This window comes from Pseudomonas sp. SK3(2021), assembly GCF_016772375.1.
GTDB lineage: Bacteria > Pseudomonadota > Gammaproteobacteria > Pseudomonadales > Pseudomonadaceae > Aquipseudomonas > Aquipseudomonas chlororaphis_I.
The window spans coordinates 2,708,635-2,722,068 of the sequence record NZ_CP061943.1 but is presented as its reverse complement, the minus strand read 5'-3'; the positions used below and the strand labels follow the sequence as shown (position 1 = coordinate 2,722,068).

Here is a 13,434-nt window from a genome sequence, read left to right as displayed (position 1 = left end):
GGGCTCCCTGAAAACAGTCTGCTGCAAGACTACCATTGGCCTTCGTACAAAAACGAAACTTCCTGAACCTGGCTTTCCCCGGGAAAAACGATTGGTTAGGATCCTTCCCGCCTTCTTCCCAGGCACCTGAAGTGTTCCGTCCAGGCGTTGATTCGCGACACGGACATGCAGGCAGGACTTTCGCCGCCGAACCCTGAGGGTTTCGGCCATCCTGCAACGCCGCCATGGATCATGCTCATGCACATTCGAAAACGCTGGCCCGCGGACGATCCGCAACTCGCCGCCCTGTGGGAACGCTCGGTGCGGGCCACACACGACTTCATCAGCGAAGACGATATCCAACTGCTCTACCCCCTGGTGCGCGACACCTACCTGCCGGCCCTCGAGGTCTGGTTGCTGGAGGATGACGACGGCACCCCGGCCGGCTTTATCGCCAACGCCGGCGAAAAGGTGGAAATGCTGTTCGTCGAACCGGCCCGCCGTGGCCAGGGCGTTGGCCGACAACTGCTGGACCATGTGCGCGGCCGGCATCCGCGGCTCAGTGTCGACGTCAACGAACAAAACCCCCAGGCCCATGGTTTTTATCGGCACTGCGGTTTTGTAGAGGTCGGCCGCTCGGCAACCGACGGCCAGGGCCGGCCGTTCCCGATCATCCATATGCGCCTGCAAACCCCTTGAACAGCGCGCCGATGTTTCATCCCGCGCCCCTGCCGCGGTCCATGTCCCCATCGGCGCAGCGACTGCCCGAGACTCATTGAACAGGTATTTCCCATCTGCTTGCTGATGCTCAACCAGATTGTCCACCTGGGCTGCGTCAGCCTGTGGCTCGGCGATTGGCGGGGGCTGCTGATGCTTCTGCGGCAGCCGGACGGCCAGCCGCTGGGCCAGCTGCTGCGGCGTTTCAGTGGGGACAGTTATGGGCTGGTGGCCGGGCTGAGCCTCAGCGGGCGGGTCAAGGTGCGGGGCCTAACGGGACAGCTGTGGCCAACACCGTTGCTGTCCGGCTTTGCCCTGACCCTGCCGCTCAACGTGCTGCGGGTGTGCGGCCTGTTCGCCCTGGCCCTGTTCAACCGCCTGCCCCCTTGTAGGAGCGAGCTTGCTCGCGATAGCCGCAAAGCGGCGATGCCCCTGTGTGAACGCGTCGTCGTTGAGTTTTTTCGCGAGCAAGCTCGCTCCTACAGGGCAGGCGCGTCATTCGAACTGCGAACCACCCTCGCCGGCCGTATCGATACTCACCACCACCGACATCCCCGGGCGCAGGCGTTCGCTTTCTGCCTGGTCGGGGTCGACGCTGATGCGCACCGGTATCCGCTGGGCGATCTTGACGAAGTTGCCAGTGGCGTTGTCGGCCTGCAACAAGGCGAACTCCGAGCCGGTGGCCGGCGAGATGCGCTGCACATGGCCGTGGAATTTGCGGTGGCCGAGCGCATCGACGGTGAAGCTTGCGGGCTGGCCGACGCGGATGTTGTCCATCTGGGTTTCCTTCATGTTGGCGATCACCCAGAGCTGGTTCGGCACCAGCGCCATCAACTGCGCACCGGAATTGACGTAGGCCCCCAGGCGCACGCCGATCTGCCCCAGCTGGCCATCGCGCGGCGCGGTGACCCGGGTGTTGGACAGGTCGATCCGCGCCAGCTGCACCGCCGCCTCGGCATTGGCCACCGCGGCCTCCAGCGAACCGCGATTGACGATCACCGTCTGCAGGTCCTGGCGGGCGATGTCCAGCTGCGCCTGGGCCTGGGCCACCGCGGCGAGGGTCTGGGCGTTGGCGGCGCGGGTCACGTCCAGGTCACGCTGGGACACCGAGCCGTCGGCGATCAGTTCCTGGTTGCGGCGCAGGTCGGCGGCGCTCTTGCGCGCCTGGGCCTGGCTGTCGGCCAGCGCCGCCTGGCGCAGCTTGATGGTGGCTTCGGCACTGTTGCGTTGCTGCACCACATTGGCCAGGGCCGCCTTCTGCGACGCCAGCTGGGCCAGGGACTGCTCCAGGCGCTGCTTGTAGATGCGATCGTCGAGGCGTACCAGCAGGTCGCCGGCCTTGACGAACTGGAAGTCCTGCACCGGCACCTCGAACACATAACCGCTGAGCTGCGGCCCGATGATCGTCACCTGGCCCCGCACCAGGGCGTTCTCGGTGCTTTCGATGGCGCTGCTGAACGGCGGCAGCTGCCAGGCATAGAGCACGACCAGCACGCCCGCGATGGCGATCGCGGCGAACCCCAGGGACGAGATGATCCGCACCCGCAGCGAACGCGGCTCGGTGATCGGCATCGAGGGCGGCGTGCTGCCTTCCGGCGTCGAGGCAATAGCGTTGGTGGTGGTGATGGTCGGTTCGGTCATGAAGAAATGGCACCGCTGGGTTGGACGGGAGTCGTGGCTGGGGTTGAAGTGGCGGGCGCGACCGCCTTGGTCGTGCTCATCAGCCACAGGCTGCGAATGAAGATCCAGATCATGGTCAGCACGGCGATCACCGCGATCAGCATGAACACATCGTTGTAGGCCAGCACGTTGGCTTCGCGGGTGGCGGCGCTGGCCAGGCTGCGGATGCCTTGCAGCTCGCGCGCCTGCGGGTCGGCGATCATCCCGGCGACGGCCGCCCCGCCGCCCTGCACCCGGCCCAGCACCCGTGGGTCCATCAGCACCAGTTGCTCGACGATATGGCTGGAATGGTATTTCTCGCGGACGATCTGGAAGGTCCCCAGCAGCGCCGAGCCGATCAGCCCGCCGAGGTTCTGGCAGATGCCGAACAGCACCGAGAAGCTCACCAGGTTGCGCGGGTTGGTCAGCACGTTGCGCGTGCCCAGGACCAGGGTCGGGCCGAGAAAGAAGGTCCCGCCGAAGGCCAGCAGGAACTGGCTGACATACATGTTGGCCGGGCGCGTGAGGTTATTCGAGAAGCTGTCCATCACCGAGCCCACGGCCATCAGCGCCAGGGAGATGACCAGCGGCATGAACAGGTGCGCCGGGTTGATGGTCAGGGCGCTGGTGGCCAGGCCGGCGATGCTGCCCAGCAGCATCACCCCGTACAGCAGGCGCATCTGCTGGCTGCTCATGTTCAGCGCCTGGAGAAACCCCACGGCGCCGGTGGACTGCTCGGACAGCACCATGCGGATCAGGATCACCGCCAGGGCCAGGCGGATCGCCGCCCCGCTGCCCAGCCAGCGGGTCATCAGCATCGGGTTGCTGCGGTTATGTTCGATGGCCAGCCCGGCGAGGATCAGCACGATGGAACCGGCCGAGGCATAGCCGATCCACGGCGCCTCCAGCCACCAGTCGATGCGCCCCAGGGACAGCACCGCGCACAGCAGCGCGACGCCGCTGGCGAGGATGGCGAAGGTCAGGAAGTCGAGTTTCTCGAAGGTGCGGAAACGGTCGCCGGGCGGCAGCTTGAGCAGGAACACGCAGCCCAGGGAGGCCAGCGCCAGCCCCAGCTCGAACAGGTACAGGCCGCGCCATTCGGCGATCTGCAGCAGGTCTTCGGAAAACAGCCGGGCCAGGGGCAAGGCCAGTTGCGAGGCCCCCAACCCGAGCACCAGGGCCTTCATCCGCCACTTGGCCGGGAACGCCTGGACCATGTAGTACAGGCCCAGGGAACTCAGGGCCGCGCCGACCATGCCGTGGGCCGCGCGCACGGCGATGGCCGAGCTCAGGTCGTTGACGAACAGGTGGCCGAAGGTGACCAGCGCATAAAGCACCAGGAACACCTCGGTAAAGGCACGCAGGCCGAACTGCTGGCGAAACTTCACCAGCAGCAGGTTCATCGACACGTTGGTCATCACGTAGGCCGCCGGCAGCCAGGCCATTTCCGCCGTGGTCGCGCCCAGCGCCCCTTGCAGGTAAGGCAGGTTGGCGACCACCAGGGCGTTGCCGAGGCCGCCGGTGATCGCCACCAGCAAACCGACCAGGGCAAAGGCCAGGCGCTTGTGGGTGGGGTGCAGCGGCGTCGAGGGGGAACCGGGCAAGCTGGGCTTTTCGTGGGGTTGCCAGTTGCGCGGGGCGTAGCTATTCATTGACCTTGCCATGCACTGACCTTGTTCCATGTCCGCCCGAGTGGCGGACGCTCCAGAGTTGTCCCGGGTTGCCCGGCAGTGTGCCGGAAAACCTCGGGCCCCAGGCACACTGCCGGGCTCGATTGACGAACTTTATGCAAAGCCAATCACGCCGCGGAGGATTTTTTCATCCCGCTGCCGGCCACCTGACGAAATACCCGTGGCACTGACGCAAATCCGCCACAGGCCCTGCCTATCATGGCCGCTGCCCACCCCCTGGAATCGGCCGTCACCTGTACCTCCCACGGAGCCCCGCAATGCCCCTGTCCTTCCAGAAGCTGCATGCCAACGGCGACGACTTCATGCTCATCGATGCCCGTGGGTGCGACAACCCGATCACCGGCGAGCTGGCCAGGACCCTGGGCGACCGCCAGCGCGGCGTGGGTTTCAATCAACTGGTGGTGCTCAGCCATTGCCCCGAGACGGCGGCGCAACTGACCTTCTGGAATGCCGATGGTTCCAGCCTGAGCACCTGCGGCAGCGCCACCCGCGGCGCGGCCGACCTGCTGATGCGCGAAAGCGGCGAAGACTCGGTGCGGGTCAAGACCGTCCGCGGTATCCAGCGTTGCCTGCGCCTGGACGATCAGTCGGTGTCGGTGGAGATGGGTGTGCCGCAATTCGCCTGGCAGGAGATCCCGCTGGCGACGGCCCTCGACAGCCTGGCCCTGCCCCTGCCCGGCGAGCCGGCGGCGTGCAGCATGGGCAACCCGCACTGCACGTTTTTCGTCGAGGACCTGCACGCCATCGACGTGGCGACCCTGGGCCCGCGGATCGAGGCCCATCCGCTGTTCCCGCAGAAGACCAATGTGCACTTCGTCCAGGTCATCGACCGCCGGACCATTCGCCTGCGTATCTGGGAACGCAACGGTGCCATCCCCTTGGGGTCCGGCTCATGCGCCTGCGGCGCGGCGGTCAACGGCATACGCCGCGGCCTGCTGGACAGCCCGGTCGAGGTGCTGTGCGACGGCGGCCCGGTCACCGTCAGCTGGGACGGCCAGGGCAAGGTGCGCCTGGCCGGGGTGGTGGAGCGGGTGTTCAGCGGGGTGATCTGAGAGCCGCGGCGTTTGGTGGATCTGATCGCGAGCAAGCTCGCTCCTACAGGATTTGCGCAAACTCTGTAGCGAGCTTGCTCGCGATGAGGCCAGCGGCAGCGACGCCCTCCCCGGACTCGATTGGTAAATTTTCTTTAAAGGTGATCTGGTTTCGAGGGGATTTTTCAAGCAGAAACCGGATGCCAGCCTATCGGCACTTTTTCCTCGAGGAGTGCCACCATGTCCCCCCACAAACACTCGCGCTGGCTCAAGCGCCTGCTCGCCCTCAGCCTGCTGGCGCCGGCCCTGGCGTTCGCCCAGGAGCGCCCTTGGCCGGACGGCGCGCAACTGGTGCTGTCGTTTTCCATGCAGTTCGAGACCGGTGGCCAGCCGGAGGGCGCCGAAAGCCCGTTTTCCGCAAGCCCGCTGCCCAAGGGCTACCCCGACCTGCCGGCCAACACCTGGTTCGACTACGGCCACAAGGAAGGCCTGTGGCGCCTGCTCGACCTGTGGGACCGCACCGGCATCAAGGTCACGTCCCATGTGGTCGGTGAAGCCGCGCTGAAACACCCGGAGCTGGTCAAGGCCATCGCCGAGCGCGGCCACGAAGTGGCGGCCCACGGCATGCGTTGGGCCGACTCTTACAACATGAGCTATGCCCAGGAAAAACAATTCATCAGCGATGGCGTGGACGCGGTGCAGAAGCTCACCGGCCAGCGCTCGGTCGGCTACAACGCCAACTGGCTGCGGCGCAGCCCCAATACCCTGAAGGTGTTGCAGGAGCTGAACTTCACCTACCACATCGACGACGTCAGCCGTGACGAGCCCTTCGTCACCCTGGTGCGCGGCAAGCAATTCGCCGTGGTGCCCTACACCCTGCGCAACAACGACATCGTGCTGATCGAGGGCCGGCACTTCTCCGCCGAACAGTTCTACCAGCAGTTGGTGCTGGAGTTCGATCGCCTGTACGCCGAAGGCGCGAGCCGGCGGCGGATGATGTCGGTGAGCCTGCACGACCGTATCGGCGGCACGCCGGCGATGGTCGAAGCGGTGGAGCGCTTTATCCGCTACGCCCAGTCCCACCCGAAGGTCAGCTTTATGCGCAAGGACCGGATCGCGCAGATCGTGCTGACGGAGAACAACCCGCTGATCGATAACAGCGAGGCGGCGTACAACGATTGAGGCGTCATATGTTGGCCGGGCGGTCGGCGGGTCGTTCCGCGAGCGGCGGCGGCCTGCCGATTTTTATCGCGAGCAGGCTCGCTCCTACAAGGACCCGTGCAGTCCCTGTAGCGAGCTTGCTCGCGAGAGGCCAGGCCTGCCGTTCGCCCGTCAACTGCCCAGCGTCAAGCCATTGGCCGGCAACGGCAGCGCGGTCTTGTAGCGCACCTGCTTGAGGGCGAAGCTGGAACGGATATTGGCCACGCCGGGCACCTTGGTCAGGAAGTCCATCATGAAGCGCTCCAGGGCCTGGATGGTCGGCACCAGCACGCGGATCAGGTAATCCGGATCGCCGGCCATCAGGTAGCACTCCATGACTTCCGGGCGGTCGGCGATGGCCTCCTCGAAGTGCTGCAATGCCTCTTCCACCTGCTTCTCCAGGCTGACGTGAATGAACACGTTGACGTGCAGCCCCAGCAGGTCGGCATCCAGCAGGGTCACCTGCTCGCGGATCAGGCCCAACTCCTCCATGGCGCGCACGCGGTTGAAGCATGGGGTGGGCGAAAGGTTCACCGAACGGGCGAGGTCGGCGTTGGTGATGCGGGCGTTCTCCTGGAGGCTGTTGAGAATGCCGATGTCGGTACGGTCCAGTTTGCGCATGAGACAAATCAACCTGTTTTTTATGTTTATGCAGATTTTTTATCTGCAAATCATCTTTAGCGCAACGAAACAGAGATAAATATTCTCCTTGGCCCGGCCTATGATTGTTGTAGGACAAGATTTCTTTTACCCAAAGAATGACTGTCAGCTCAGCGCGCCCACTACAAGAAATTCACAAGATCGAGCGTAGACAAGCCATGACCCAAGCGTACGAACCGCTGCGCCTGCACGTGCCCGAACCCTCAGGCCGTCCCGGTTGCAAAACCGACTTCTCCTACCTGCGTCTGACCGACGCCGGCACGGTGCGCAAACCCCCAATCGATGTAGAACCCGCCGACACCGCCGACCTGGCCCGCGGCCTGATTCGCGTGCTCGACGACCAGGGCAACGCCCTGGGCGACTGGGCCGAAGACATGCCTGTCGAGATCCTGCGCCAGGGCATGCGCGCCATGCTCAAGACGCGGACCTTCGACAACCGCATGGTGGTCGCCCAGCGCCAGAAGAAGATGTCGTTCTACATGCAGAGCCTCGGCGAGGAAGCCATCGGCAGCGCCCAGGCCTTGGCCTTGAACATCGACGACATGTGCTTCCCCACCTACCGCCAGCAAAGCATCCTGATGGCCCGCGACGTGCCGCTGGTGGACATGATCTGCCAGCTGTTGTCCAACGAGCGCGATCCGCTCAAGGGCCGCCAGTTGCCGATCATGTACTCGGTAAAAGAAGCCGGTTTCTTCACCATCTCCGGCAACCTGGCCACCCAGTTCGTGCAGGGCGTGGGCTGGGGCATGGCCTCGGCGATCAAGGGCGATACCAAGATCGCCTCGGCCTGGATCGGCGACGGCGCCACCGCCGAGTCGGACTTCCACACCGCCCTGACCTTCGCCCACGTGTACCGCGCGCCGGTGATCCTCAACGTGGTCAACAACCAGTGGGCGATCTCCACCTTCCAGGCCATCGCCGGCGGTGAAGCCACCACCTTCGCCGGACGCGGCGTCGGTTGCGGCATCGCCTCGCTGCGGGTGGACGGCAACGATTTCATCGCGGTCTACGCCGCGTCCCGCTGGGCTGCCGAACGCGCCCGGCGCAACCTCGGCCCGACCCTGATCGAATGGGTCACCTACCGCGCCGGCCCGCACTCCACCTCCGACGACCCGTCCAAGTACCGCCCGGCCGACGACTGGAGCCACTTCCCCCTGGGCGACCCGATTGCCCGCCTCAAGCAGCACCTGATCAAGATCGGCCAGTGGTCCGAAGAGGAACACGCCGCGGTCAGCGCCGAACTGGAAGCCGAAGTCATCGCCGCGCAGAAACAGGCCGAGCAGTACGGCACCCTCGCCGGCGGGCAGATCCCCAGCGCCGCGACCATGTTCGAGGATGTGTACAAGGAAATGCCCGAGCACCTCAAGCGCCAACGCCAGCAACTGGGAATCTGACATGAACGACCACAACAACAATATCCAGTTGGAAACCGCCATGACCACGACCACCATGACCATGATCCAGGCCCTGCGCTCGGCCATGGACGTGATGCTAGAGCGTGACGACAACGTGGTGGTGTTCGGCCAGGACGTCGGTTATTTCGGCGGCGTGTTCCGTTGCACCGAAGGCCTGCAGGCCAAGTACGGCACCTCGCGGGTGTTCGACGCACCGATCTCGGAAAGCGGCATCGTCGGCGTCGCCGTCGGCATGGGCGCCTACGGCCTGCGCCCGGTGGCGGAAATCCAGTTCGCCGACTACGTCTACCCGGCCTCGGACCAGATCATTTCCGAAGCCGCGCGCCTGCGTTATCGCTCCGCCGGCCAGTTCACCGCGCCCATGACCCTGCGCATGCCCTGCGGTGGCGGCATCTACGGCGGCCAGACCCACAGCCAGAGCATCGAGGCGATGTTCACCCAGGTCTGCGGCCTGCGCACCGTGATGCCATCCAACCCCTACGACGCCAAGGGCCTGCTGATCGCCTCCATCGAAAACGATGACCCGGTGATCTTCCTCGAGCCCAAGCGCCTGTACAACGGCCCGTTCGACGGCCACCACGAGCGCCCGGTGACCCCCTGGTCGAAACACCCTTCGGCCCAGGTGCCGGACGGCTACTACAAGGTGCCGCTGGACGTCGCCGCCATCACCCGGCCGGGCAAGGACGTGACCGTCCTAACCTACGGCACCACGGTGTATGTCTCGCAAGTGGCCGCCGAGGAAACCGGGATCGACGCCGAGGTCATCGACCTGCGCAGCCTGTGGCCGCTGGACCTGGAGACCATCGTCAAGTCGGTGAAGAAGACCGGCCGCTGCGTGGTGGTCCACGAAGCCACCCGCACCTGCGGGTTCGGCGCCGAGCTGGTGTCGCTGGTGCAAGAACACTGCTTCCACCACCTGGAAGCGCCTATCGAGCGCGTGACCGGTTGGGACACCCCCTACCCGCACGCGCAGGAGTGGGCGTATTTCCCTGGCCCGTCCCGAGTGGGCGCGGCTTTGCAACGGGTCATGGAGGTCTGAATGGGCACGCACGTTATCAAGATGCCGGACATCGGCGAAGGCATCGCAGAAGTAGAACTGGCGCAGTGGCACGTCAAGGTCGGCGACCTGGTGGTCGAGGACCAGGTGCTGGCCGACGTCATGACCGACAAGGCCATGGTGGATATCCCCTCCCCGGTGCACGGCAAGGTCATCTCCCTGGGCGGCCAGCCCGGTGAAGTGATGGCGGTGGGCAGTGTATTGATCAGCATCGAGGTCGAAGGCGCCGGCAACCTCAAGGCCTCCGATCAGGCGGCCAAGGAACCCGCGGCTATTAAAGAAGCGGCACCCGCAGTGGTGGCGCCCAAGGTCGAAGCCGCGCCAGTGCTGGAAAACAAACCTGCCGCCGCGTGCCGCCCCGCGCCACAGGCACCGGTAGCCCGCGACGCCGACGAGCGTCCGCTGGCCTCCCCGGCTGTGCGCAAGCATGCGCTGGACCTGGGCATCCAGCTGCGCCTCGTGCAGGGCAGCGGCCCGGCCGGACGCATCCTCCACGAGGACCTGGACGCTTACCTGGCCCAGGGCAATCAGCGCGCCCATGGCGGCTCGACGCCATCCGGCTATGCCGAGCGTCATGACGAAGAGCAGATCCCGGTGATCGGCATGCGCCGCAAGATCGCCCAGCGCATGCAGGAAGCCACCCAACGCGCCGCACACTTCAGTTATGTCGAGGAAATCGACGTCACCGCCGTGGAAGAACTGCGCGCGCACCTCAATGAAAAACACGGCGCCAGCCGCGGCAAGCTGACCCTGCTGCCGTTCCTGGTGCGGGCCCTGGTCGTGGCCCTGCGCGACTTCCCGCAGATCAACGCGCGTTACGACGACGAAGCACAGGTCATCACCCGCCACGGCGCGGTGCATGTCGGGGTGGCCACGCAAAGCGACGTCGGCCTGATGGTGCCGGTGCTGCGCCACGCCGAAGCCCGCAGCCTGTGGGACAGCGCCGCGCAAATCTCACGCCTGGCCACAGCCGCGCGCGCAGGCAAGGCGGCCCGCGACGAACTGTCCGGCTCGACCATCACCTTGACCAGCCTCGGCGCCCTGGGCGGCATCGTCAGCACGCCGGTGCTGAACCTGCCGGAAGTGGCGATCGTCGGGGTGAACAAGATCGTCGAACGGCCGATGGTGATCAAAGGCCAGATCGTGGTCCGCAAGATGATGAACCTCTCCAGTTCCTTCGATCACCGGGTGGTCGACGGCATGGACGCGGCGCTCTTCATCCAGGCCATCCGTGGCCTGCTCGAACAACCCGCCAGTCTCTTTGTTGAATAGGCATTTCTGGAGTAAGGCATGCAACAAACGCTGAACACTACCTTGCTGATCATCGGCGGTGGCCCTGGCGGTTATGTGGCGGCGATCCGCGCCGGCCAGCTGGGCATCTCGACCATCCTGGTGGAAGGCCAGGCGCTGGGCGGCACCTGCCTGAACATCGGCTGCATCCCGTCCAAGGCGCTGATCCATGTCGCCGAACAGTTCCAGCAGACCCGGCATCACAGCCAGGGCTCGGCCCTGGGCATCAACGTCTCGGCGCCGACCCTGGACATCGGCAAGAGCGTGGAATGGAAAGACGGCATCGTCGACCGCCTGACCACCGGCGTCGCCGCCCTGCTGAAAAAGCACAAGGTCCAGGTGATCCGTGGCTGGGCCAGGGTCATCGACGGCAAGACCGTGGAGATCGAAGGCGCCGACACCCGTATCCAGTGCGAGCACCTGCTGCTGGCCAGCGGTTCGAAAAGCGTCAACCTGCCGATGCTGCCGATTGGCGGGCCGATCATTTCCTCCACCGAAGCCCTGGCGCCCAAGGCCCTGCCCAAGCGCTTGATCGTGGTCGGTGGGGGTTATATCGGCCTGGAGCTGGGCATTGCCTACCGCAAGCTCGGCGCCGAGGTCAGCGTGGTCGAGGCCCAGGAGCGCATCCTGCCGGCCTATGACGCCGAGCTGAGCCAACCGGTGCTCGAATCGGTGAAGCAACTGGGGATCAAGCTCTACCTCAAGCACAGCGTCGAAGGCTTCGATGCCGGGACTAATACCTTGCAGGTGCGCGACCCGAACGGCGACAGCCTGGAGCTGGAAACCGATCAGGTGCTGGTGGCGGTCGGGCGCAAGCCGAACACCCAGGGCTGGAACCTCGAAGCGCTGAACCTGGAGATGAACGGCTCGGCCATCCGCATCGACAACCGCTGCCAGACCAGCATGCGCAACGTCTGGGCGATCGGCGACCTCGCCGGCGAACCGATGCTTGCGCACCGGGCCATGGCCCAGGGCGAGATGGTCGCCGAGCTGATCGCCGGCCAGCACCGGGAATTCACCCCGGCAGCGATTGCCGCGGTGTGCTTCACCGACCCGGAACTGGTGGTGGTCGGCAAGACGCCGGACGAGGCCAAGGCAGCCGGCCTGGACTGCATCGTCTCGAACTTCCCGTTCGCCGCCAACGGCCGCGCCATGACCCTGGAAGCGAAAAGCGGTTTCGTGCGGGTGGTGGCACGCCGTGACAATCACCTGATTGTCGGCTGGCAGGCAGTGGGCGCCGGCGTGTCCGAGCTGTCCACGGCCTTCGGCCAGTCCCTGGAAATGGGCGCGCGCCTGGAAGATATCGCCGGCACCATCCACGCCCATCCGACCCTGGGCGAGGCGGTGCAGGAAGCGGCATTGCGGGCCCTGGGCCACGCCTTGCATCTGTAAAAACGCAACACCGGGAGGCAACACCCTGTAGCCGCTGCCGCAGGCTGCGATAAGGCCCGCAGGGCCTTCAAGGATCTCAAGAGCACGTCCTCTTCGAGGCCGATCGCAGCCTGCGGCAGCGGCTACAGGGTTCGCGCCACAGGACGACAGGAGGGTTCATGAGCAGGCTAAGTTTTTTTGCTTCCCCTCCCATCGCCCGGGATGCGGTGGCCCCCCGGAATGCAGTATTGTTGTGCCCATCCAAAAAACGTCAGAAGCCTTGAGCCGTTGCGACGGTTGTTAAGCGATAGAGGGTGTCATGGGTAACGAAAGCATCAATTGGGACAAGCTGGGTTTTGACTACATCAAGACAGACAAGCGCTATCTGTCGCACTGGCGTAATGGCGAGTGGGACAAAGGCACCTTGACCTCTGACAACGTGCTGCACATCAGCGAAGGCTCCACTGCCCTTCACTATGGCCAGCAGTGCTTCGAAGGCCTGAAGGCCTACCGCTGCAAGGACGGTTCGATCAACCTGTTCCGCCCGGACCAGAACGCCGCCCGCATGCAGCGCAGCTGCGCGCGCCTGCTGATGCCGCAGGTGTCCACCGAGCAATTCATTGCCGCCTGCCAGGAAGTCGTGCGCGCCAACGAGCGCTTCATCCCGCCTTACGGCACCGGCGGCGCGCTGTACCTGCGCCCGTTCGTGATTGGCGTGGGTGACAACATCGGCGTGCGCACCGCCCCCGAGTTCATTTTCTCGATCTTCGCCATTCCGGTCGGCGCCTACTTCAAGGGCGGCCTGACCCCGCACAACTTCCTGATCTCCAGCTACGACCGCGCGGCGCCACAAGGCACCGGCGCGGCCAAGGTCGGTGGCAACTACGCCGCCAGCCTGATGCCTGGTTCGGAAGCCAAGAAGAAGCACTTCGCCGACTGCATCTACCTGGACCCGCTGACCCACTCGAAGATCGAGGAAGTCGGTTCGGCCAACTTCTTCGGCATCACCCACGACGACAAATTCGTCACGCCGAAGTCGCCGTCGGTACTGCCGGGCATCACCCGCCTGTCGCTGATCGAACTGGCCAAGACCCGCCTGGGCCTGGAAGTGATCGAAGGCGACGTGCTGATCGACAAGCTGTCGGACTTCAAGGAAGCCGGCGCCTGCGGTACCGCCGCGGTGATCACGCCGATCGGCGGCATCGAGTACAAGGACAAGCTGCACGTGTTCTACAGCGAAAAGGAAGTCGGCCCGATCACCCAGAAGCTCTATAAAGAGCTGACTGGCGTACAGACCGGCGACATCGAAGCGCCAGCGGGCTGGATCGTCAAGGTCTGACCTGGCGAGTTCGGCATTAAAAAAA

At 65.0% G+C, this 13,434-nt stretch carries 11 protein-coding genes and 1 pseudogene; 9 read left to right on the top strand and 3 right to left on the bottom strand.

What is annotated here, in order from left to right:
• The first annotated feature begins 237 nt into the window (after positions 1-237).
• Together IF690_RS12430 and IF690_RS28980 are read left to right on the top strand one after the other, a co-directional pair.
• Positions 238-678: an acetyltransferase gene (locus IF690_RS12430; protein WP_202700285.1), complete on the top strand. Its 441-nt coding sequence runs from the start codon at positions 238-240 to the stop codon at positions 676-678.
• A gap of 99 nt (positions 679-777) precedes the next feature.
• Positions 778-1,077 (top strand): annotated as a pseudogene (locus tag IF690_RS28980) (copper homeostasis membrane protein CopD); the annotation flags it as partial.
• Positions 1,078-1,191: 114 nt separating this feature from the next.
• On the opposite strand, the gene IF690_RS12425 reads toward IF690_RS28980, so the two are convergent.
• On the bottom strand, positions 1,192-2,337 hold the full coding sequence (locus IF690_RS12425; protein ID WP_202700284.1) for an HlyD family secretion protein: 1,146 nt from the start codon (positions 2,335-2,337) through the stop codon (positions 1,192-1,194).
• Positions 2,334-4,007 (bottom strand): MFS transporter, encoded by a 1,674-nt coding sequence (locus tag IF690_RS12420; RefSeq protein WP_202700283.1) that lies wholly within the window; start codon positions 4,005-4,007, stop codon positions 2,334-2,336. The genes IF690_RS12425 and IF690_RS12420 overlap by 4 nt, the downstream gene beginning before the upstream one ends.
• A gap of 296 nt (positions 4,008-4,303) precedes the next feature.
• Between IF690_RS12420 and dapF the strand changes: the two genes are divergently transcribed.
• Together dapF and IF690_RS12410 are read left to right on the top strand one after the other, a co-directional pair.
• Entirely contained in the window at positions 4,304-5,098 is a 795-nt protein-coding gene (gene dapF / locus IF690_RS12415; protein WP_202700282.1) for a diaminopimelate epimerase, read from the top strand.
• 219 nt (positions 5,099-5,317) lie between these two features.
• The gene (locus IF690_RS12410) at positions 5,318-6,259 is read left to right on the top strand and encodes a polysaccharide deacetylase family protein (RefSeq protein ID WP_202700281.1); all 942 of its coding nucleotides are present in this window, start codon (positions 5,318-5,320) and stop codon (positions 6,257-6,259) included.
• Between the two features lie 150 nt (positions 6,260-6,409).
• Here the strand turns inward: IF690_RS12410 and bkdR are convergent, their stop codons facing one another.
• Complete coding sequence (gene bkdR, locus IF690_RS12405) at positions 6,410-6,898, bottom strand: Bkd operon transcriptional regulator BkdR (protein ID WP_007923098.1); 489 nt, start codon at positions 6,896-6,898, stop codon at positions 6,410-6,412.
• 197 nt (positions 6,899-7,095) lie between these two features.
• On the opposite strand from bkdR, the gene IF690_RS12400 reads away from it, so the two are divergent.
• From IF690_RS12400 to IF690_RS12380, 5 genes are all read left to right on the top strand, one after another.
• Positions 7,096-8,331: a 3-methyl-2-oxobutanoate dehydrogenase (2-methylpropanoyl-transferring) subunit alpha gene (locus IF690_RS12400; RefSeq protein ID WP_202700280.1), complete on the top strand. Its 1,236-nt coding sequence runs from the start codon at positions 7,096-7,098 to the stop codon at positions 8,329-8,331.
• A 1-nt stretch (position 8,332) separates the two neighbouring features.
• On the top strand, positions 8,333-9,391 hold the full coding sequence (locus IF690_RS12395) for an alpha-ketoacid dehydrogenase subunit beta (protein WP_202700279.1): 1,059 nt from the start codon (positions 8,333-8,335) through the stop codon (positions 9,389-9,391).
• Complete coding sequence (locus IF690_RS12390; RefSeq protein ID WP_202700278.1) at positions 9,392-10,681, top strand: dihydrolipoamide acetyltransferase family protein; 1,290 nt, start codon at positions 9,392-9,394, stop codon at positions 10,679-10,681.
• 18 nt (positions 10,682-10,699) lie between these two features.
• Complete coding sequence (gene lpdA / locus IF690_RS12385; RefSeq protein WP_202700277.1) at positions 10,700-12,091, top strand: dihydrolipoyl dehydrogenase; 1,392 nt, start codon at positions 10,700-10,702, stop codon at positions 12,089-12,091.
• A 298-nt stretch (positions 12,092-12,389) separates the two neighbouring features.
• Positions 12,390-13,409 carry a branched-chain amino acid aminotransferase gene (locus IF690_RS12380; RefSeq protein ID WP_180925214.1) on the top strand — a complete coding sequence of 340 codons (1,020 nt, stop codon included), beginning with the start codon at positions 12,390-12,392 and terminating at the stop codon, positions 13,407-13,409.
• The last annotated feature ends 25 nt before the right edge of the window (positions 13,410-13,434 follow it).

Bases quoted from the DNA above. Each gene is read 5' to 3' on its own strand.
- lpdA (WP_202700277.1), top strand. From the start codon at position 10,700: ATGCAACAAACGCTGAACACTACCTTGCTGATCATCGGCGGTGGCCCT.
- IF690_RS12420 (WP_202700283.1), bottom strand. From the start codon at position 4,007: ATGAATAGCTACGCCCCGCGCAACTGGCAACCCCACGAAAAGCCCAGC.
- IF690_RS12410 (WP_202700281.1), top strand. From the start codon at position 5,318: ATGTCCCCCCACAAACACTCGCGCTGGCTCAAGCGCCTGCTCGCCCTC.
- IF690_RS12400 (WP_202700280.1), top strand. From the start codon at position 7,096: ATGACCCAAGCGTACGAACCGCTGCGCCTGCACGTGCCCGAACCCTCA.
- dapF (WP_202700282.1), top strand. From the start codon at position 4,304: ATGCCCCTGTCCTTCCAGAAGCTGCATGCCAACGGCGACGACTTCATG.
- IF690_RS12430 (WP_202700285.1), top strand. From the start codon at position 238: ATGCACATTCGAAAACGCTGGCCCGCGGACGATCCGCAACTCGCCGCC.
- IF690_RS12395 (WP_202700279.1), top strand. From the start codon at position 8,333: ATGAACGACCACAACAACAATATCCAGTTGGAAACCGCCATGACCACG.
- IF690_RS12425 (WP_202700284.1), bottom strand. From the start codon at position 2,337: ATGACCGAACCGACCATCACCACCACCAACGCTATTGCCTCGACGCCG.
- IF690_RS12390 (WP_202700278.1), top strand. From the start codon at position 9,392: ATGGGCACGCACGTTATCAAGATGCCGGACATCGGCGAAGGCATCGCA.
- bkdR (WP_007923098.1), bottom strand. From the start codon at position 6,898: ATGCGCAAACTGGACCGTACCGACATCGGCATTCTCAACAGCCTCCAG.
- IF690_RS12380 (WP_180925214.1), top strand. From the start codon at position 12,390: ATGGGTAACGAAAGCATCAATTGGGACAAGCTGGGTTTTGACTACATC.